Below are 19,674 nucleotides of genomic sequence, written 5' to 3'. Positions count from 1 at the left end.
CGTTCGGTTCTTCACAAAGATCAGTTGCGCGTGCTCAACGCCTGCGAGATCTGATCTGTCTGGGCCTGGCCCTCGAGCAGTTGGCGAACCAGCCACAGCCGCAGCACCTTTGCCACCGATGCGGCCAGGAAGAGAGCGGCACCGACCACTGTCAGGGCGAGGAAAACCACGGTGAGGATCTGGTACGACACCAGATCCCGCAGGTCCGAGAGCGTCAGCGAAGAGATGTAGACGACGAAGGCGCCGACCACTCCGACGACCATGAGCACCAGGCCCGCGATGCGCGTCGCCGCGTCGCCGCCTGCCTGCTTCTTGTCCAGCTTCAACTCTGCGATGTTCTTCTTGAATTCCTCACGGCGATCTTCGGCGAGAGTAGTCATCGTCATCCTCCTAGATAACTGGTAGAAAGTTCGTTTTCGATGTCGTGTGGATCGCCGGTCTTGACGACGCGTCCCTGCAACATCAGTGCGGCCGAGGTCGCGATGGGCAGCACCGCTCGCGCGAACTGCTCGGCGACGAGAATGGAAATGCCTTCGGCTGCAAGCGAGCCGACGACGTCGTACATCTGCGAGACGATTCGAGGTGCGAGACCCATCGACAGCTCGTCGAGCAGGAGCACCGTCGGGTGAGTGCCGAGTGCCCGTGACAGCGCCAGCATCTGCTGCTCACCACCGGACATCGATCCGGCCAACTGTCCGCGCCGCTCCCCCAGGATCGGGAACCTGCCGTACGCAACCTCTTCGAGTTCGGCCAGCCCGACGCCCGTTCCGGTGGCGATCCACAGGTTTTCCCGCACAGTGAGGTTGGCGAAGATCCCGCGTCCTTCGGGGATGGAGCAGACCCCCAGCCGAGCCAACTCCGAAGGCTCGACTCCGTTCACGACCTGGCCCGCGAGCCGGAACTCGCCGCGGGTGACCGGAAGGACGCCCGAGCAGATCTTGAGCGTCGACGTCTTGCCGCCGCCGTTGGGTCCGAGCAGCGCCACCACGGCGCCCGGTTCCAGAATCAGGTCCACCCCGTGCAGAACTTCGATGGATCCGTAACCGGCGCGGACACCGGACAGTTCGAGCAACGGTTCGGCGCGGTCGGGGCTGCGTATACCCTCGTCGATTTTCGCCTCGCCGATTTTCGCTGAAGTCATACCGCCTCCTCCTCGGTCCCGATGTAGGCCGCGATCACTTCCGGATCCGTCCGGATCTTCTCCGGATCACCCGAGGCGAGGACTGCGCCGTAGTCGAGCACGTGGATGGTCGAGCACACTTTCATCACCAGCGGAATGTCGTGCTCCACCAGACAGATTCCGAGTCCACCCGCAGCAAGTTCGGTGAGCATCTCGGCAAAGACCTCGGTTTCCTGCTCGGTCTGACCCGAGGCCGGTTCGTCGAGCAGAAGCACTCGCGGGTCGGTCATGAGGGCTCGTGCAACTTCGACGACGCGAGCCCGTCCGGTGGGGATGTCCGCGACGTCCTTGTCCGCGACATCCGTGAGCCCGGTCAGCTCCAGCAGGCGATCGGTCTCGCCGTCCACGTCGATCTTGTTGCGGCCGTTCGCCTTGTGGATGTCTCCCGCGACGCGCAGGTTGTCTCGCACCGACAGCGAGACGAACAGTTCGAGCCGCTGGAAGGTACGTGCCAGCCCGCGCCCCGCCCGCTTGTGCGGCGGCAGCTTCGTCACGTCGACGCCACCGAGGAACACCTGACCGGAGGTGGGTTTCTGCAGCCCGGTGATGGTGTTGAAGAGCGTCGTCTTGCCGGCACCGTTCGGTCCGATGAGTCCTGTCACCGTTCCGGGTTGCACGGTGAGCGAAACGTCCTTGACCGCGACGTGTCCACCGAAACGAACGCTCACACCGCGCGTTTCGAGAAGTGGTGTATCAGACATGGACGGTCAACTCCTTCGGCGAGCCACCCTGGTACTGAGGAATCCCCAGTTCGCGGTCGATCTCGTCACGGATCTCGGGGCTGTAAGGGACATCGATCCCGATGTCCTCGGGAACGACTGTCGCTTTGGCGGCCAGTTCCTCCGGAGTGAGAACCGCGCTGGGCATGACCATCTCACCGATCACCGGCAGCATGAACACCACCGCGATCGTGATGGACGCGAACCACCAGTTGCCGAGTACACCGGTCAGAGCGAGGACGTAGGTCAGCAGAACGACTGCGGCGCCGCCGATCAGAACAGGCTTGGCACCGGCGAGCCGTCGGTAGCCCTCGATCACGCTGTGGACCGTTCCGCTGGGGTTCGCGCCGACGCCGATGCCGATCAGTGCCGGGCTGACTGCCGCGATGTTGCCGAAGAGCAGCCACATTCCCTCCAACTCCGGTTGCGCCGAAGCCAGATTGGTGAACGAGACCATGATGACCGCAAACCCGATTCCAGCCATCAGTCCACCGAACAGGGCGCCGGTGACGTATCCGATACCCGCGACGACGGTCAGCATGAGCAGCGAGAGGCTGACCATGATGGCAAAGCTCTCGCCCGAGACGGACCCCATGGCGCTCGACATCAGAATGCCGCCGAGACCGGCGATCCCCGAAGAGATCATGAAGACGCTGAGCTTGAGCCGAACCAGGCTCTGTCCGAGCATGGCCGAACCGGCCGGGCTGTCCTTCATCGCTGCGAGTCGGCGCCCGTAGCCGCTGTTACGCAACGCGATGACGCCGACGCCGAGTATCGAGAACAGCGCGGTCACGGTCATCAGGAACACCGTCTCGTTGCTCAGATCGAGCGGACCGATCTTCAGCGGAGGGAGGGCGATGTTCCCGTCCTTGAACAGCGAGTACTTCATGCCGAACATCTCGTGTTCGGTGGTGTCGCGAAGGACCATGTTGGAGAGGAACACTCCGAAGGCCATGGTTGCCAGCGCGAGATACAGCCCTCTGAGCCGCAGCGCCGGCAGGGCGACGAGGCCACCGATCACGGCGGTGACGAGGACTCCGACGACGATGCCCCACAGGTTGAGGTGCGCAGCCAACCCGGAACCGGAGATCCCGAAGTGGAAGGCCACGATGGTAGCGATAGCGCCGAAAGACACCGGCGCCAAGTTCAATTCACCCGCGTAACCGGTGAGGAGTGTGAGCGAGAGCGCGATGATCGCGAACGTCATTCCGATGGTCAGTGTGGTGACGGCGGAGGTCACCATCAGCAGACGGATCAGGTAGACGATGACGATCAGGGCCACGCCCCAGACGACGGCCTTGCGCACGCTCGGCACGTGGTAACGCTCGCGAGTACGGGTGACCGCTCCACGCAACCGGTCCTGTGGGAGCACGATCAGCACCACGAACAGCGCGATCATCGGCAGGGAGACACGGAAATTCGACGTCCAACTCCAACTCGTCGGGAAGTACGCCAATACGTACGTACCGGCAAGCCCGAGAACCACGGCGCCGACGAACGTGCGCGGAATGCTGCGCAACCGGCCGAACATGGCCGCGGCAAACGCGTCGATCACCAAGAGTGTCAACATGTTCGCCTCGAGTGTGCCGCCACTGATCGGGGTGATCAGGATGCCGGCCAGGACTGCGAGCGTCGAACCCATCGCCCAGGACAGGGCCGCAAGACGCTCCGGATTGTGGCCGTTGAGGCGCAACAGTTCCGGATCGTCGACGACGCCGCGCATCGCGACACCGGCGCGGGTGCGCGTGAACAGGATGCGCAGGCCGACGGCGATGGCGATCGCAACGAGGATGCAGATCAACTCGTGGTAGCGGATGCTCGCGCCGAACACCGTGATCTTGGACTGGTCGCCGAAGAACATCTGCATCGTCCGAGCGGTCTCGGGGTGCCAGAACCAGTGCGAGATCGAGAGCATTCCGAGCAGGATCGAGACCGTCACAACGATTTTGGTGACCTCGGCGGTATCGCGCAGACCCTTCATGATCAGGACGTAGAGGCCGAGGCCCATCAGTGGCCCGACCAGGACGAGTGAAATCAGCAAGGCGACGAAAGTGGGAAGTTCCCAGCCGTAGCGCAACTGCCAGTAGATGAACGCACCGAGCATTGCCTGTGCACCGTGCGCGAAGTTGAAGATGCCTGACGTGTTGTACGTGAGTACCAGCCCGGAGGCGGCGATCGCGTACACCGACCCCAGGACCAGGCCCAGGATCGTGAAAGTGACAAAAGTGTTCATGGCTGAACCCTCGTTAGGGACTCGGGCGGCGGTTGGCGCTCGCCGCCCGAGTCGGAAGAATCAGGACTGCGGCTTGATGACGTTGGCGTTCTGGTACTTCGTCGACACGCGGTCAGCGCCGAGTTCGGTTCCCCAGGTGCTCTTGTCGGTCGCGACGAGGTACTTGGGGTCACACTTGAATTCGCCCGCGGTGGACGGGAACGCCTGCGCGTAGGTACTGCCCTTCAGAGAGGTCATGAGTCCGCAGGTGGCCGGCATGTTCTTGCCGGGATCGGTGACGGCGTGCAATCCGCCGCCGTCCCACTCGTGAATGTTCGAGAGTTCGTTCACCATGCACTGACGCGTCAGATCGCTACCGCACTCGTCCGCGGCGGCCGCCCACAGCAGGAACGACGACGCCGCCTGCATACCGAGGAGCGCGGTCTTGCCACCCTGCTCGGAGACCAGATCCACGTACTTCTTCACTGCGGGCACCTTGTCCGCGTTCTCGAGCATCTGGAAGGTCATGCCCGCGTTGAGGTTGTCGAGCAGTCCGGTGTCCTTGTTCCAATCGGAGACGGTCGCGCCGTACCAGGTGGCTTCACCGAAGAAGATGGGATCGATCCCGACCTGATCGAGCGCCTTCACGAAGTTCAGCTCCGACGGGCTTGCCGATCGTGACGTCCAGATACCCTTCGCACCGCACTCCTTGTACTTCTCGGCAAACGGCACGTAGCTCGATTCGCCCTCGTAGTTGAGTGTGACGCCGCAATCCTTGAGCTTGAAACCCGCAGCCTCGGCGATCGAGCGAATCTTCGTGGTGGAGCTGATGATCGTGGGCATCGTGCTGTTGACGACGTCGAAGTCGTTCACCAGATCGGGGTGCATCTCGGCCATCTGGAACCACTGCGAACCGTTCGCGTAGTCGACCGGGAACGGGACACCCTGGAATGTCATCGGTCCGTTGGCTGCGTCGGGTGACACGGTGAAGCCTGGCACGGACACCAGGTTGCACGCGACACGCGTCTGCTCGGCGGTCTGATCCATCGCGAAGCCGTAGCCGACCATCATGAACTGGCTCGCGCACGCTTCCTGCATGACCGAGTTGGCCTGCGTCATCGCGGCGTCGTAGTCGGTTCCGACGACCTTGCGGCCGTTGATGCCGCCCTGATCGTTGCACCAAGAGATGAGCGCGTTCACCGCATCGCTCATTTCCTTGTTCAGCCCAGGAGACTTCACATAACCGCGGTCGTCACCGAACCCGATCTTGATCTCGGTGTCGCTGACGCCTTGATCGGTTGCGCCGGTGGCGTCGCCTTCACCACAGGGCGAATCGAGGGTGCCGAACTTCGCGTCGGATGTGCTCGACGCAAGGTCGGCGCTGACGCCTGATCCGCCGACAGCGACGGCGTAGGGATCGTCACCACGATTCGATGCGCAGGCTGACGCCAGAACGGCGGTCGCGGCGAGTGCCACGATCAGCTTCGTGGACTTGTTGGGCTTCACGGTCGGAGCTCTCCTTCTCACTGACAGACACCGAGAAACAGGGGTGAAACCCCTGTTCCGGTGCGCTCGGTGCCCGTAGGTAATCAGCGTTTAAAACGGTCCGAATGTGCCTTCCCGGTGAGTGAGACCAAAAAGTGAGGTCCCACACAGGGTTCCGATTTCGTGGCGCTGAACACATCGCGAACGGCAGCGCCGCAGCCCACGCGCGGGGACGTACTCCGAGGAGCCCCTGTTCGCATCCCGTTCGCTGTACTTTTACGCGTTCGATACGCACAATTCACGTTGTGACCGCAGAGCTCGTAATCCTCCTGGTGGTAGTTGTCACCGCCCTCGCGTTCGATTTCACGAATGGTTTTCACGACACCGGTAACGCAATGGCCACCTCCATCGCGACCGGAGCACTCAAGCCCAAAGTTGCGGTCACACTTTCCGCGATCCTGAACCTGGTCGGTGCGTTCCTGTCCGTCGAGGTCGCTGCGACCGTGGCCAAAGGCGTCGTCAACCTCGGTGCGGTCAGTGGGCAGGATCTGCTGCTGATCGTCTTCGCCGGTCTCGTCGGCGGAATCATCTGGAATCTGGCGACCTGGCTGCTCGGATTGCCGTCGAGCTCCTCACACGCACTGTTCGGCGGATTGATCGGCGCCGCAATCGCCTCCATCGGTATGGGCGGCGTCGAGTGGGGTGGAGTTCTGACCAAGGTCGTCGTCCCCGCGATCCTCGCGCCGGTCGTCGCGGCCCTGGTCGCAGGCGTCGGTACCAAGCTCGTGTACCGAATCACCGCATCCGTCAAGGAAGACGAGCGTGAGCGCGGTTTCCGTTTCGGCCAGATCGGCACCGCCTCGCTGATCTCACTTGCGCACGGCACCAATGACGCCCAGAAGACTATGGGCGTCATCTTTTTGGCCCTGGTCGCTCACGGCACCATCACCGCCGAGACCGAGATGCCGTTCTGGGTGAAGTTCACCTGTGCCGTCGCGATCGCTCTCGGCACCTACCTGGGCGGTTGGCGCATCATCCGCACCCTGGGCAAGGGCCTTGTCGAGATCGCCGCGCCGCAGGGTCTGGCAGCCGAAGCGTCGTCCGCCGCCATCATTCTCACGTCGAGCCACCTCGGACTCCCCCTCTCGACCACCCACGTCGCCACCGGATCGATCCTCGGTACCGGCATCGGGCGCAAGGGCGCCGAGGTCCGCTGGGGCGTCGCAGGCCGGATGGCCGCCGCCTGGTTGATCACCTTGCCGTCGGCCGCAGTGGTCGGCGCCATCTGCTGGGCACTCGCGCATCTGATCGGCGGCCTGGCCGGCGTGCTCGTCGTATTCGCTGCCCTCATCGCGTTCGCGATCTTCATGTACCTGCGTTCGCGTAAGGAACCCGTAGACGCCGCCAACGTGACCGCCGAATGGGACGAGAATCCGGATGCGACGGCTCGCGAGATTCCGACTGCTGATCCCACTCCGTCCACCGAACCCACTCGCAACTCCTGAAAGGGGCGCAAGAGAATGCATTTACTCACCGATACCCTCGATTCGCTCTGGCAGGTAGTGGCAGTCGGACTGCTCTTCGGAGCCGGATTGCCGGCGATCTTCGCCTTCGGCCTCAAGTCGCTGAGCCTGCCGAACGCCGACGGCACCGAAGGACCGTCCACCCTGGGTAAAATGGGTGCGTACCTCTGTTTTGCGGTCGTGCTCGTCACGATCTTCGCCGGAATACTGTTGTTGATGAAGAACTTCTTGGCCAGCACGTTCGGAATCCACGTCTTCTGAGTGGTCGTCGCGGCACACCACTGAAACCACCGAAACGAAAATGAGGCCGAGGATTTGAGCAAGTATTCATTGCGCAGCGTGCTCGACTGGCTGCGTGCCGGGTATCCCGAGGGCATCCCGGACAAGGATCATTTTGCGCTGCTCGCCGTTCTCCGTCGTCGTCTGACCGATGAGGAGATCGAGCAGGTCGTTTCGATGTCCATCGAGTCGGCACACGAAGTGCCGGACCGCCATGTCGACTACGACACCATCCGCGCCATCATCGAGGGAATCCTCAACGAGGAGCCGTCCGAGGACGACGTCGATCGTGTCACCGAAAGGCTGCGCGCAGGTGGGTGGCCGGTCATCGAAGACGTGGACACCGACAACGAAGTTCGAGACGTGAGCTGACGTCATGGCCCTTCCGCCCTTCCTCACGTCGATAGTCGGCTGGTTGCGGGCCGGCTATCCCAATGGCGTCCCCGAGCAGGACTACATCCCACTTTTCGCGCTCCTCACTCGCAGACTCTCCGAAACCGAGGTCGACGCCGTCGCCGACGCGTTGATCGAGGACGGCGATCTGCCCATCGAGAAGACCGACATCCAGGTCCTCATCACGAAGATCACCAACGAGATGCCACTCGAAACCGACGTCGACCGCGTACGAAGCCATCTGGCTGCCGGTGGTTGGCCGCTGGCCGGGCCGGACGTCCGGTGAACGTTCTTCGCACACTGGCCGTTCCACAGGGTGAGGCGGTCTTCGAGGTACTGCCTGCCATCGCGCAGATCCTGGACGGCGTGCACGACGCCGTGCTTCCCGTCCCGGCGGCCGACGCACGCGAGACGGCCCGACTGAGCGACGCTCTGCACCCCGATCAGCCAATCGACGACGGCATCTCGCTGGTGGTCGCCACGTCGGGGACCACCGGAACCCCGAAGGGCGCGATGCTCACCGCGAGCGCACTGCGAGCCAGCGGCGACGCGACCCACGAACGCCTCGGCGGCACCGGATCCTGGTTACTGGTTCTCCCCCCGCACCACATCGCCGGGATGCAAGTTCTGTTGCGCAGTGTCCTCGCCGGAACACAACCGGTGATCGTCGACGTCAGTGCGGGTTTCGACCCTGCCGCATTGCCGGGCGCTGTCGCCGCGATGAGCGGACCGCGCCGCTACACCTCGTTGGTGCCGACGCAGTTGGTCAAGGCACTCGGTGATCGCGCCGCGGTCGAGGCTCTGGCTTCGCTCGACGCGGTTCTGCTCGGCGGCGCTGCTACTCCCGCACCGGTACTCGCGCAGGCCACCGAAGCGGGCATCACCGTCGTCCGCACCTACGGGATGAGCGAAACGTCCGGCGGTTGCGTCTACGACGGAATCCCGTTGTCCGGAGCACAGATTCGTATCGACGACGGGCGAGTACTGCTGGGCGGACCGATGCTCGCGTCCGGGTACCGCGGGCTTCCCGACCACCCTGCCTTCGCCGAACCCGGATGGTTCCGGACCGACGACGCCGGATCTGTGGTCGACGGGGTCCTGCGCATCAGCGGCCGGTTGGACGAGGCAATCTCCACCGGTGGGCTGACCGTCGTACCGCAGGTGGTCGAGGCCGCGCTGGCCGATCACCCCGCCGTTCGCGAGTGCGCGGTGATCGGCATCGAGGACCCGCGGCTGGGGCAGCGGGTGGTGGCCGTCGTCGTACCCGAGGGCGAAGCTCCGACGCTCGACGAACTACGCGCACATGCTCAGCGGACACTCGACGTCACCGCAGCGCCGCGGGAACTCTTCGTCCTGGACGCGCTCCCCCTGCGCGGACCTGGCAAGCTCGACCGCGCCGCCCTGGTAGCGCGGTTCAGCTAGCATCCGCAGCACCGACCTCGCGCGCTGTGCAAGTAACCGCAAGTTCCACGCAAGGTCCATGCAAGATCGGTCTGCCAAGCTTCATCCCATGAACCACACAGCTTCGCCTCTTGCCATCGAGGCCGACGGACTCGTCAAGAAGTTCGGCGAGCACCGCGCGGTCGACGGCGTCAGCCTCACCGTCCCCACCGGCTCGGTGTTCGGCGTCCTCGGGCCGAACGGCGCCGGCAAGACCACCACCGTCCGCATGCTCGCCACTCTCCTTCGCCCCGACGGCGGTGAGGCGCGCATCTTCGGCCACGACGTCAGCCGTGAACCCACCGCGGTCCGATCCCTGATCGGCGTCACCGGTCAGTACGCCTCCGTCGACGAGGATCTGACGGCGACCGAGAACCTCGTGATCTTCTCGCGGCTGCTCGGCCTGAGCCGCCGCGATGCGCGCACCAAGTCCCTCGAACTCCTCGAGGAGTTCGATCTGGTCGAGGCCGCGACCAAACCGCTGAAGAACTTCTCCGGTGGCATGCGTCGACGCCTGGATCTGGCGGCAAGCCTGATCGCGCGCCCGCCGCTGCTGTTTCTCGACGAGCCCACCACCGGCCTCGATCCGCGCACCCGCGCCCAGATGTGGGTGACCATCCGGCGACTCGTCGCCGAGGGTTCGACGGTGTTGCTCACCACGCAGTACCTCGACGAAGCCGATCAACTGGCCGATCGCATCGCGGTGATCGACCGCGGCCGCGTGATCGCCAACGGCACCGCCGACGAACTCAAGGCTTCGGTCGGGATCTCCTCGCTCCAACTCAAGCTGGTCGATCGTGATCGCACCGAGGAGGCTCGCTCGCTCATCGCCGCTGCGCTGAGCGTCGAGGTGGGTGTCACTCCCGAGGTCGGGCGGATCACCGCCCCGCTCAGCGACCCGTCGATCACGGCGGACCTGTTGATCCGTCTGCGTGAGCAAGGTATCGCCGTCGACGAAATCAACGTACAGAAACCCAGCCTGGACGAAGTGTTCCTGACCATCACCGGGCACCAGCCCGAAGACGGTGGACGCAACGACGCCCAGTCCGACAACGACTCCGATCGGAGCGTCGCATGACAACCACCCTCACCAAACCCCGGTCGCCGATAGCCCAGCCGGATGCCGCACCCCGCCGCATCAGCCTGCAGCAGAGCTTCGCGAACACGTTCACGATGGCGTACCGCGGAATTCTCAAGATCAAGCACAACCCCGAGCAACTGTTCGACGTCGTCATCCAGCCGATCATCTTCACGTTGATGTTCACCTACATCTTCGGCGGCGCGATCGCCGGTGACGTGACGGCATATCTGCCGACGATCATCCCCGGCATCCTCGTCCAGACCGTCATCACCGGTTCCATCGTCACGGGCACTCAGCTTCGTGAGGACATGGACAAGGGCGTGTTCGACCGCTTCAAGTCCCTTCCCATCGCTCGTATCGCCCCGCTGTCCGGTGCATTGCTCGCCGACGTCGTGCGCTACGGCATCGCCACGACCATCACGTTCATCGTCGGTTTCGCGATGGGTTACCGCCCCGCAGGCGGCGTGGTCGGCATTCTGTCTGCCGCGATCCTGGTCATGGTGTGCGCGTTCTCCATCAGCTGGATCTTCGCTCTCATGGGCGTGCTGATGAACAAAGCGTCCACGGTGCAGGGTGTTTCGATGCTCGTGCTGTTCCCGCTGACGTTCCTGTCGAATGCGTTCGTCGATCCTGCCACCATGCCGAGTTGGCTTCAGAAGTTCGTGAACGTCAATCCGGTCTCACACCTGGTGACCGCGGTTCGCGAGCTGGCCAACGACGGACACTTCGGTATCCACGTCGTATGGTCGCTGGTGGGCGCCGCGGTGATCGTTGCCGTCATGGCACCTTTGACCGTGCGGATGTACATGCGCAAGACATAAGTCCCGCACCATCGTCCAGACCTAGTCCAGCACCGGTCCGCGAAGCGCAGCCAACACTGCTTCGCGGACCGCTCTGCGTGAGTAACCCGATACCTTCTCGGTTTCCACAGACCACCTGTCGGCTCCGACCAGACCAACCGCGAAGTCGGAGAGGCGCGCGTGATGGAGCGAGACGAAGTCTTGTCTCCCCGGCATTTTCAACGACAAAGCCATCAGTTCGACTCCGCGTTCGATGTTGCCCGTGACAAGATCGAACGACCCGATCGCCGACGCCAACGAACCCGCGAGCGGCAGGTCCGCGTAACCGTTGGGATCGAGCTTGAGAGCACTCGACTCCTTCATCTGCAGAACGCGGCCCGCCACCAGTTCGTGCCGGCCGTGAACTGCGTGAGCGCACACAGCCGCGGCACCGAGCAGAACGACGAAGGGATCACCGAAGATGTTCTCGATCGCAGAACCCAACAGCTCCAGCGCTTCTCGATACCGAGCCAAGCCCTCGTCGATACGGCCGTCCGCGAGATCCGCCTCGGCGATACTCGCTATGAGCGCCGCGCGACGTTGATCGGTTTCGATGGCCCCGGTCCCACCCGAATGCGCCAATGCCGGACGTGCACGATCGAGAAGCACCCGACCACCAGCGGTGTCACCGGCCGCGATCATTGCTCCGGCTTGAAAGCAGATGAGCTGCATCGCCTCGTCACGCGCACCGAGGCGTTCCATCGACGCCGCCGCGATCGCGTAGAACTCGATGGCCTCGCCATAGCGGGCGGATTGGCTGTGAACCGACCCGACATGTTGGGCCGCCATCGCCAGACCCCACTCGTCACCGATGCTGGTGGCGTAGTCGAACAGAGTCTCCCCGTCCAGCAACGCACCGCGCAGATCTCCGATGTTCTCCCGCATGTTCGAACGCGCGGACAGCGCCGCCATTCGGGTCTCGGGATCGGAACTGCGAACGCCTTCGGCCACCAACCGCGCAAGTTTGTGGTTGGCGATCCCACTCGTGGTCAGCTTGATCAGAAATGCGAACAACGGACCGAGATCATCGCGCTCACGCAACAGCTTTCGAAGTCGGATCCGCGCACGGGCATGGTTTCGATCGGCCTCTCCGAAGAAGAGATGCATCGCCACCAGGATGAACGTAGCGCCCACCAGTTCTGCATTCACGTCGCGCAGATCGTTGTCCGCGGTCGCCCCGACGATCTTCGACGCCCAGTTCGAAATTTCCGAGTTCGATCCTCGTACGGCCCACAGAATCGCAAGGACGGGGAAGACGTTGGCTACGGTCACCGCGTCGCCGCGTTCCACGGCCCAGCGAAGTACAGCCAGAAGGTTGTCGTGCTCGGCGTCGAGGTCGGCAATCAGACGGAGCTGATCCGTCCGTGCACGCACGACGGCATCCTCGGCGATCGCAATCGCCCAGTCGTCGAGGCGCCGAATCACTTCCGGTCCCTCCCCGGACGCGGCGAGTTGCTCCTCGCCGTATTCACGGACAGTCTCGAGCATGTAGTACCGAAGATCTCCCTGCCCGTCGCTGACGGAAAGAAGTGACTGATTCACCAGCGCTTCGACGGCACTTGCCACATCGGTCAACTCGCCCCACCCGGCAACGGCCTGCGCCGAAGAAAGGGTGAAGCCGGCCGGGAATCGGCACAATCGACGCAACGCAATCTGATCCCCGCTGCCCAACAGATTCCAGCTCCAGTCGATCACCGCGTGCAGGGTGCGATGCCGATCCGGAGACGTCGGATCATCGGAGCGCAACAACGCGAACCTGTCTCGCAGTCTCGAACCGATTTCGTCGACGCTCATGGTGCGGACCCGCGCGGCAGCGAGCTCGATCGCCAGCGGGAGTCCGTCGAGCGTCGTACACAGCTTGACGACCGCGTCGACGTCCAGATGAACAGACGGCCGCACCGCACGGGCTCTCGCCGAGAAGAGTTCGACTGCCGAGCCGGTTCCGTCTTCGATCGCCAACGGCGGCAACGGGTACACCGCCTCGGCACTGATCATGAGCGGAGAACGACTGGTGGTCAGTACCGTCAGCTGACGACCGGCCGCGATCATCTCGGCCACGATCTCCGAACACGCGCCGATCACGTGCTCACAATTGTCGAGGATGAGCAACATCGGACCGGCGGACAGCGCCTCTTTGAGTCGCTCTCTCGCCGAATGCGTTCGGCCGACGGTCAATTTGCCTGGCGCCAGATCGGATTCGCTGATTCCGAGGGTGCCTCCGATGGCCGCGATGACATCTTCGCTGCTGCGCAACGACGCCAACTCCACGAGGACCACCGAGACGCCCGGCTGGTTCACGGATCCGCGCAAGCCCAATTCGTGTGCGAGACGGGTCTTTCCGGCGCCACCAGGTCCGAGAATGGTGACGACGCGCGAGCGGGCGAGCAAGGATTCGATCTGGTCGATGTCGTTGTCGCGACCGAGCAAGGTGTTGGGGGCAGCGCGGAGACCGATCGCACGCGCGGCCCGCGGTGTAGCCGCAGGTGCCCCGAGAAGTTCCGCGTTGAGAGTCACCAGTGCGGGTGACGGATCAGCGCCCAGGCGATTGGCGAGGTGGTTGCGGAACTCCGCGAACACTTCGAGTGCCTCGTTGACTCGGCCTGCTCCGGCGAGCGCACGCATCAACGCCTCGGCCGCTGTGTCGTCGAATGGGCTCGCCAGATGGCGTCCGCGCACCAGGGGAATGGCTGCCGCGTACTCCCCCAATGTGAGCAACGCGTCGATCTGCGCCGTCTCCAGTTCGTCGTACACCCGGCCTGCGTCGAGCGCCAGACGATCTGCAACGTCGCCGACGACGTCACTCCCGGGGGTACCGCGCCACAGGCGCAATGACGCGGTCGTGACGGCGAGCGCTTCGGACGCTTCGGCGCCGACGGTGCGCAGACCACGGGCGGCGTCCGCTGCCCTGGCCAGGTCGACACGCTCCCGAGCGAGAGTGAGCCGGTATCCGGCCGCCGTGACTTCGAGGGCCCCGTCCGGGAGTGCAGATCGCAGGCGCGAGACCTGAGTGTGGAGGGCGTTCATCGGTGAGCGCGGCGGCTCCAGCCCCCAGACGTCGTCGATCAGGCTCTGCGCGGTACGTGGCTCACCCGGATTGCGAGCCAGCGCAACCAGCAGAGTTCGAGCTCGCGGACCCGGCAACGGAACCAGACGACCGCCCACTTTGGTCGAAACGGGTCCGAGCAAGGCAATGTCTGCCAGGTCTTCGCCCGACTGCGCGTACCTGGCGCGCTCACTCACGTCTCGAGTCATGTGCTGATCCACCGCGTTCGATCGTATTGCACAGTGCAAAGATCGTTGTATGGCAACAGCTGCTCAATGGATCGAAGGCGCGAGGCCGCGCACACTCCCGAACGCGATTGCGCCCGTGCTGGTCGGCACCGGAGCCGCGGCGTCCCTGGACCTCGCAGTGTGGTGGAAGGCGCTCCTGGCACTGATCGTCTCCTTGGCCTTGATCGTCGGGGTGAATTTCGCGAACGACTACTCCGACGGAATCCGCGGAACGGACGACGACCGCGTCGGGCCACTGCGCTTGGTCGGATCGAAGTTGGTCAGTCCCGGAGCCGTGAAGGCCGCGGCGATCAGCTGCTTCACCGTTGCCGCGGTAGCCGGGTTCGTTCTGGCGGCGACCACAGCCTGGTGGCTGGTTGCGGTCGGCGTGTTCTGCATCATCGGTGCCTGGTTCTACACCGGCGGCAAGAAGCCGTACGGATACAGCGGGTTCGGCGAGATCGCCGTGTTCATCTTCTTCGGACTGATTGCAGTGCTGGGAACTCAGTTCGTACAGGCCGAACGGGTGGATCTGGCCGGGCTGGCCGGCGCGATCGCCATCGGCTCGTTCTCGAGCGCGGTGCTCGTTGCCAACAATCTTCGAGACATCCCGACCGACACCGAGTCCGGAAAGATCACTCTCGCAGTCCGGCTCGGCGACGCCAAGACCCGCACACTGCACGTGATCCTGCTGGCCGTCCCGTTCGTCGCGACCCTGCTGCTGATCCTGCGCACTCCGTGGGCATTGCTCGGATTGCTGGCGTTGCCACTGGCAATCCGAGCCAACGCCCCACTGCGTTCGGGCGGGCAGGGTATGGCCCTGATCCCCGCGTTGCGCGACACCGGACTCGCCATGCTCGTCTGGGGTGCCGCGACCGCAGTTGCGCTCAGTCTCGCCTGAAAGTCGACGGACTCAACGGTTGTCCGGGACGAACGCGCTGAGCAGGAAGTTCACGATCGAGATGATCAGCGCGCCCCAGACTGCCGTCCAGAAGCCGTCGACCGTCAAGCCGTAGGACGTTCCAGACGAGATCCACGCCGTCAGCATCAGCATGAGGGCGTTGATCACGAGCGTGAACAATCCGAGAGTCAGGATGAGCAGCGGTAGCGAGAGAAGCTGCACTACCGGCTTGATGAACGCGTTGACCACCGTGAAGATCAAAGCGATCACCGCGATCACGAGAACCGTGCCCCAGGTGCCGTTGTCGTGGTTGGCGATCGTGATGCCGGTGACCCACGCCGACGCCAGCCAGATGGCTATGCCGTTGATGATGAGACGTGCCAGAAATGTCATGTCTGAATGCTGGCACATCCCGCCCCGTGCATGCGGAGCCGTGCCGAATCTAGGCGGCGCGATTCATCTTCGCTTCCAAGCGCTCACGGATCACCGACATCGTGACCTGCGTTTCGAGGGCCTGACGGGTAGGCCCGTCGGCGACACGCAGGATGCCGAGCAGGATGTGTTCGGCGCCGATGCGATTGTCCTTGTGCGCGAGCGCTTCACGGAGCGAGAGTTCCAACACCTTCTTGGAGTCCTTCTCGAATCGTGAACGAGGGAACCCGAATCGGCTCTTGCGAGAAGTGTCGACGCCGTCCGGCACAGGAGTCTCGTCCAGCACACCTTCGCCGAAGGACTGCTCGAGACTCTCCCGAACCGCATCGAGATCGATGCCGATCGACTTGAGTATCTCGGCGTCGTCGTCGAAATTGTTGGAGCTACCTTCGTTCGATCCGGCGCCGGCGTGGCGGATCACGTCGAGCGTGACACCAGACTCGGTGAGCACCTCGGTGGCGATGCCCCGATCAGAGGTGATCAGCGCGGTCAGAAGTTCCATCGGCGTGACAGGACCGGAGCCGGCGACAGCATCGACAACGACGCCTCGAGCCTGTGCGGAGAACCTTTCGAACATGGCAATTACCTGCCCTTCTCGCGCAGTGAACGCAGCATCGATTCCGACTGCGCGGACGCGTATTTCTTGTGGACGGCTTGACGGCTGACCTCGAGAGCTTCCGCGATCGCCTGCCAGGACCATCCGTGACGGCGCGCATTGGCGACCTGAATGGCCTCGAGTTTTTCGAGAAGACGACGCAGCGCTCGAACAGCACGCAATCCCTCGGTGGGATCCGGGCTACCGGCGGCAGCAGCGAGAGAGGTTGCTTCGGTCATGTTGTCAATTTAGGTTGACAACCGGAATTTGTCAACCAAAATTGACAGGCGCGCCTAGTACCCGGCGACGGCCCCGTCCACTGCCACCTGCAAGTCGGCCTGCACAGTTCGGGCGATATCCATCGGCTTGTCCGGAAGTTCGGTCACCGGCATTCCGACAAAGACACTCGCAGCCTTGACGTCGCCGGCCACCGGACCGTAATTGATGCCGATCGACACCAGTGCCGGTGAGCATCCCAACTTCTCGGCGCGCGCGACGATGTGGCCGATTCCGCTGTTGACGTGCTGCAGCCGCGTCGGATCTTCGGTGTTGCACGTCCCTTCCGGGAAAATCGCCAGACAGTCCCCGTTGCCCAGCCGCTCGGCCGCGACGTCCATCATCACTCGGCCGGCATCCGAAACTGCACGGAGGCCGTAGTTCTTGCTGCGAAAAACCGGGATGCTGCCCATCATGTCGACCTTCTTGCGCTGTGAAGGATCAACGAAGAGTTCGTCTTTGGCGAGGACCCGGGTCCGTCCGATCACTCGACGCAACGGAGTACGCCACGCGGTCGCGGCGAGCGTGAACTGGTCGCTCTCGGTCAGATGATTGACTGCCACGACCAACTGCGTCTTACGTTCCAGCAGAGTCTTCAGCGCACCTTCCGCACCCGGCGCGTACCTCACTCGCGGGCGGTACTTCAGCGCCAATGCGGCATAAGCGAGCTTCGCCACGAATCGGTTCTGCTGATGACTGCGGTAGTACTCGTACACAGCCTCGTAATTGTCGAGTGAAACTTCAGGATTGCCCATGATCCGCCCTCGCTGGAGAAGTGCCCCTTGACCAAACGATACACAACCTACGGTTGCGTAGGTTTGCGTTACAGAAGGCGTAGCGCTGGGAGAAACGCACTTCTCGAGGTAAAACGGTTTCTGTGATCCGCTCGGCCATATCCACCGACCTACCCGCACTGCAACAGATCGAGATCGCCGCGGGCGAACCGTTCCGAGACATCGGGATGGACGCCATCGCAGACGATCCACCGCCGACTCTCGACGAGTTGAACGATTTTCTCGCAGCCGAGCACATCTGGGTTCAGACCGACGCGAACGACGTACCCGTTGCGTACGCACTCGTCGAGATCGTGGACGGCGGCGCGCATATCGAACAGGTCTCCGTTCACCCCGATCATGCCCGGAAAGGCCTCGGAGCCCAGCTGATCGACGCCGTCGCCGAATGGGCGGCGGACCATCACCACGATCTCGTGACTCTGACGACGTTCGTCGACGTTCCGTGGAACGCGCCGTACTACGAGCGCCTCGGGTTCGTGCGCCTGGCCGAGAACACGCTCTCCCCCGGCCTGATACGCATCAGAACGGACGAGCAGTCGTCCGGGTTGGACGCCTGGCCGCGCGTGACGATGAGCCGCCCGTCACACGGTCCGGCGCCGGCGATTCAGGAACTGGCCGTCCACGCACCCGAACGGACGAACTCGTCCAGCACTGTCGTCGGGCCGAGCAGGTCGATCCCTTCCGAAGCCACCCATTCGTCGTTGTAATACGTGCCCGAGTAACGCTCTCCGCCGTCGCACAGGAGGGTGACGACGCTGCCGCTGCGCCCGGCCGCCATCATTTCGGCAATCAACGCGAAAGCTCCCCACAGGTTCGTCCCCGTCGAGCCGCCCACTTTGCGCCCCAGGGCCGCGCTGGCGTGCCGGGCGGCCGCGATCGAGCCTGCGTCCGGCACCTTGATCATTCGGTCGACCACCTGACCGACAAAAGACGGTTCGACGCGCGGACGGCCGATGCCCTCGATCCGGGAACCTCGCGTACCGACGATCGACGGATCGCTCGCTCGCCACGCGTCGAAAAACACGGAGTGCTCCGGGTCCACCACGCACAGCCCCGTGTCGAATTTCCGGTAACGAAGAAAGCGGCCGATCGTGGCACCGGTTCCGCCCGTCCCGGCTCCGACGACCACCCAGTCGGGAATCGGATGTTCCTCGTGTTCGAGCTGAGTGAAGATCGATTCGGCGATGTTGTTGTTTCCGCGCCAATCCGTCGCGCGCTCGGCGTGGGTGAACTGATCCATGTAGTGACCGTTCAACTCACTCGCGAGCCGATGCGATTCCGAGTAGATCGACGACGGATCGCTCACGAAATGACAACGTCCCCCCTGCGCCTCGATCAACGCGATCTTGGCGGGACTCGTGCTCGCGGGCATCACCGCGACAAAATCCAGGCCCAGCAACTTCGCGAAATACGCCTCGCTGACAGCCGTCGATCCGGACGACGCTTCGATGACAGTGGTCTCTTCGGTAACCCAGCCGTTGCAGATCGCGTAGAGGAAAAGCGACCGTGCGAGTCGATGCTTGAGACTCCCCGTGATGTGGGTCGACTCGTCCTTCAGATAAAGCTGGACGGTCCAGTTACTCGGCAGCGGATAGCGCAGCAGGTGAGTGTCCGCGCTGCGTTGCGCGTCGGCTTCGATCAACCGCACCGCGTTGTCGACCCACTGGCGTGAGGTCCGACGGTCGACGTCGAGCGACCCCGTGGTCACCGCCCGTCTCCGCGCAGCTTGGAGCGAAGATCGTCACGATCGGACCGACGCTGGGCGTCGACCGCCGCAATGCCCGCATTGACGCGCTTGCGCAGTTTCGCGAAGAGCAGCAACGACAGCGGCAGCGCGATCAGAACTGCGAACAGCGCCGCGACGATCAAGGGAACGTCCGTGCCGGCGAGCTTTCCGCCACCGATGATGACGGCACCGATCACGACGACAAGCAGCAGCCGAGCGACCGAGTACAGCACCACGTCGCGGGCTAGTTGACCCTTGGTCACCGGCCCGGAAGCCGACTTTGCTTGCCCAGAGTTTGCGGAAGGTTTACTGGCCTTGACCGGCTCAGAAGGAACATTTTCGGGGTTTTCAGACAACTGACTCACCCTCTCAGGTTACCCATTCCGAATACAGGTGGGACCGAGCCCGCTATATCCATTTTGTCCTTTACTTAAACATTACTTTTTCTTGAAAGATCGACTACCCGGCTATATCTGTGCAAACATTGCGCTACCACTCAGAAAACGGTCGAATGTGAGCGAAGGACTTC

At 63.4% G+C, this 19,674-nt stretch carries 21 protein-coding genes; 9 read left to right on the top strand and 12 right to left on the bottom strand.

Annotation, left to right across the window (positions count from 1 at the left end):
- Positions 1-20: 20 nt before the first annotated feature.
- Genes A0W34_RS08410 through A0W34_RS08390 form a run of 5 tightly spaced genes read right to left on the bottom strand, consistent with a single transcriptional unit; the run spans position 21 to position 5,617 of the window.
- A complete protein-coding gene (locus A0W34_RS08410) occupies positions 21-380 on the bottom strand; it encodes a hypothetical protein (RefSeq protein ID WP_003942018.1) in 360 nt (119 codons plus the stop codon).
- Between the two features lie 2 nt (positions 381-382).
- Complete coding sequence (locus tag A0W34_RS08405) at positions 383-1,141, bottom strand: ABC transporter ATP-binding protein (RefSeq protein WP_003941866.1); 759 nt, start codon at positions 1,139-1,141, stop codon at positions 383-385.
- Positions 1,138-1,881: an ABC transporter ATP-binding protein gene (locus A0W34_RS08400; RefSeq protein ID WP_003942056.1), complete on the bottom strand. Its 744-nt coding sequence runs from the start codon at positions 1,879-1,881 to the stop codon at positions 1,138-1,140. The genes A0W34_RS08405 and A0W34_RS08400 overlap by 4 nt, the downstream gene beginning before the upstream one ends.
- Positions 1,874-4,132 carry an ABC transporter permease gene (locus A0W34_RS08395; RefSeq protein ID WP_003941895.1) on the bottom strand — a complete coding sequence of 753 codons (2,259 nt, stop codon included), beginning with the start codon at positions 4,130-4,132 and terminating at the stop codon, positions 1,874-1,876. The genes A0W34_RS08400 and A0W34_RS08395 overlap by 8 nt, the downstream gene beginning before the upstream one ends.
- 60 nt (positions 4,133-4,192) lie before the next feature.
- On the bottom strand, positions 4,193-5,617 hold the full coding sequence (locus A0W34_RS08390; protein WP_047268900.1) for an ABC transporter substrate-binding protein: 1,425 nt from the start codon (positions 5,615-5,617) through the stop codon (positions 4,193-4,195).
- 284 nt (positions 5,618-5,901) lie between these two features.
- Here A0W34_RS08390 and A0W34_RS08385 point away from each other — a divergent pair, with 284 nt between their 5' ends.
- From A0W34_RS08385 to A0W34_RS08355, 7 genes are all read left to right on the top strand, one after another.
- Complete coding sequence (locus A0W34_RS08385) at positions 5,902-7,101, top strand: inorganic phosphate transporter (protein ID WP_007728486.1); 1,200 nt, start codon at positions 5,902-5,904, stop codon at positions 7,099-7,101.
- 15 nt (positions 7,102-7,116) lie between these two features.
- Positions 7,117-7,380 carry a hypothetical protein gene (locus A0W34_RS08380; protein ID WP_003942079.1) on the top strand — a complete coding sequence of 88 codons (264 nt, stop codon included), beginning with the start codon at positions 7,117-7,119 and terminating at the stop codon, positions 7,378-7,380.
- Positions 7,381-7,434: 54 nt separating this feature from the next.
- Complete coding sequence (locus tag A0W34_RS08375) at positions 7,435-7,770, top strand: DUF3349 domain-containing protein (RefSeq protein WP_003941853.1); 336 nt, start codon at positions 7,435-7,437, stop codon at positions 7,768-7,770.
- A 4-nt stretch (positions 7,771-7,774) separates the two neighbouring features.
- The gene (locus A0W34_RS08370) at positions 7,775-8,077 is read left to right on the top strand and encodes a DUF3349 domain-containing protein (protein ID WP_003941976.1); all 303 of its coding nucleotides are present in this window, start codon (positions 7,775-7,777) and stop codon (positions 8,075-8,077) included.
- Positions 8,074-9,213: an o-succinylbenzoate--CoA ligase gene (gene menE / locus A0W34_RS08365; RefSeq protein WP_047268942.1), complete on the top strand. Its 1,140-nt coding sequence runs from the start codon at positions 8,074-8,076 to the stop codon at positions 9,211-9,213. The genes A0W34_RS08370 and menE overlap by 4 nt, the downstream gene beginning before the upstream one ends.
- Positions 9,214-9,301: 88 nt before the next feature.
- Positions 9,302-10,309 (top strand): daunorubicin resistance protein DrrA family ABC transporter ATP-binding protein, encoded by a 1,008-nt coding sequence (locus A0W34_RS08360; RefSeq protein ID WP_003941960.1) that lies wholly within the window; start codon positions 9,302-9,304, stop codon positions 10,307-10,309.
- Complete coding sequence (locus tag A0W34_RS08355; protein ID WP_003941848.1) at positions 10,306-11,133, top strand: ABC transporter permease; 828 nt, start codon at positions 10,306-10,308, stop codon at positions 11,131-11,133. The genes A0W34_RS08360 and A0W34_RS08355 overlap by 4 nt, the downstream gene beginning before the upstream one ends.
- 21 nt (positions 11,134-11,154) lie before the next feature.
- On the opposite strand, the gene A0W34_RS08350 is transcribed toward A0W34_RS08355, so the two are convergent.
- Positions 11,155-14,403, bottom strand: a complete 3,249-nt coding sequence (locus tag A0W34_RS08350) for a BTAD domain-containing putative transcriptional regulator (protein WP_065352870.1) — start codon at positions 14,401-14,403, stop codon at positions 11,155-11,157.
- A gap of 49 nt (positions 14,404-14,452) precedes the next feature.
- On the opposite strand from A0W34_RS08350, the gene A0W34_RS08345 reads away from it, so the two are divergent.
- Positions 14,453-15,322, top strand: a complete 870-nt coding sequence (locus tag A0W34_RS08345; RefSeq protein WP_019744341.1) for a 1,4-dihydroxy-2-naphthoate polyprenyltransferase — start codon at positions 14,453-14,455, stop codon at positions 15,320-15,322.
- A gap of 12 nt (positions 15,323-15,334) precedes the next feature.
- Here the strand turns inward: A0W34_RS08345 and A0W34_RS08340 are convergent, their stop codons facing one another.
- The 4 genes from A0W34_RS08340 to A0W34_RS08325 are packed head-to-tail and all read right to left on the bottom strand — an operon-like array spanning position 15,335 to position 17,380.
- Complete coding sequence (locus tag A0W34_RS08340) at positions 15,335-15,715, bottom strand: phage holin family protein (RefSeq protein ID WP_003941998.1); 381 nt, start codon at positions 15,713-15,715, stop codon at positions 15,335-15,337.
- Between the two features lie 49 nt (positions 15,716-15,764).
- Positions 15,765-16,331 carry a Clp protease N-terminal domain-containing protein gene (locus A0W34_RS08335; RefSeq protein ID WP_042453051.1) on the bottom strand — a complete coding sequence of 189 codons (567 nt, stop codon included), beginning with the start codon at positions 16,329-16,331 and terminating at the stop codon, positions 15,765-15,767.
- Positions 16,332-16,336: 5 nt separating this feature from the next.
- Entirely contained in the window at positions 16,337-16,588 is a 252-nt protein-coding gene (locus A0W34_RS08330) for an HTH domain-containing protein (RefSeq protein WP_003941869.1), read from the bottom strand.
- A 54-nt stretch (positions 16,589-16,642) separates the two neighbouring features.
- Positions 16,643-17,380, bottom strand: a complete 738-nt coding sequence (locus A0W34_RS08325; RefSeq protein WP_065352133.1) for a lysophospholipid acyltransferase family protein — start codon at positions 17,378-17,380, stop codon at positions 16,643-16,645.
- Positions 17,381-17,502: 122 nt separating this feature from the next.
- On the opposite strand from A0W34_RS08325, the gene A0W34_RS08320 reads away from it, so the two are divergent.
- Entirely contained in the window at positions 17,503-18,126 is a 624-nt protein-coding gene (locus A0W34_RS08320) for a GNAT family N-acetyltransferase (protein WP_081557562.1), read from the top strand.
- On the opposite strand, the gene A0W34_RS08315 is transcribed toward A0W34_RS08320, so the two are convergent.
- Positions 18,024-19,127: a PLP-dependent cysteine synthase family protein gene (locus A0W34_RS08315; protein ID WP_003941980.1), complete on the bottom strand. Its 1,104-nt coding sequence runs from the start codon at positions 19,125-19,127 to the stop codon at positions 18,024-18,026. The genes A0W34_RS08320 and A0W34_RS08315 overlap by 103 nt on opposite strands.
- On the bottom strand, positions 19,124-19,510 hold the full coding sequence (locus A0W34_RS08310) for a DUF4229 domain-containing protein (RefSeq protein ID WP_030535490.1): 387 nt from the start codon (positions 19,508-19,510) through the stop codon (positions 19,124-19,126). Before A0W34_RS08310 ends, A0W34_RS08315 begins: the two co-directional genes overlap by 4 nt.
- Positions 19,511-19,674: the final 164 nt, after the last annotated feature.

The sequence above is a fragment of the Rhodococcus sp. BH4 genome (assembly GCF_002079265.1).
GTDB lineage: Bacteria > Actinomycetota > Actinomycetes > Mycobacteriales > Mycobacteriaceae > Rhodococcus_F > Rhodococcus_F qingshengii.
Note: the sequence above shows the minus strand (reverse complement) of the source record. Positions and strands in the feature narration are given on the sequence as shown.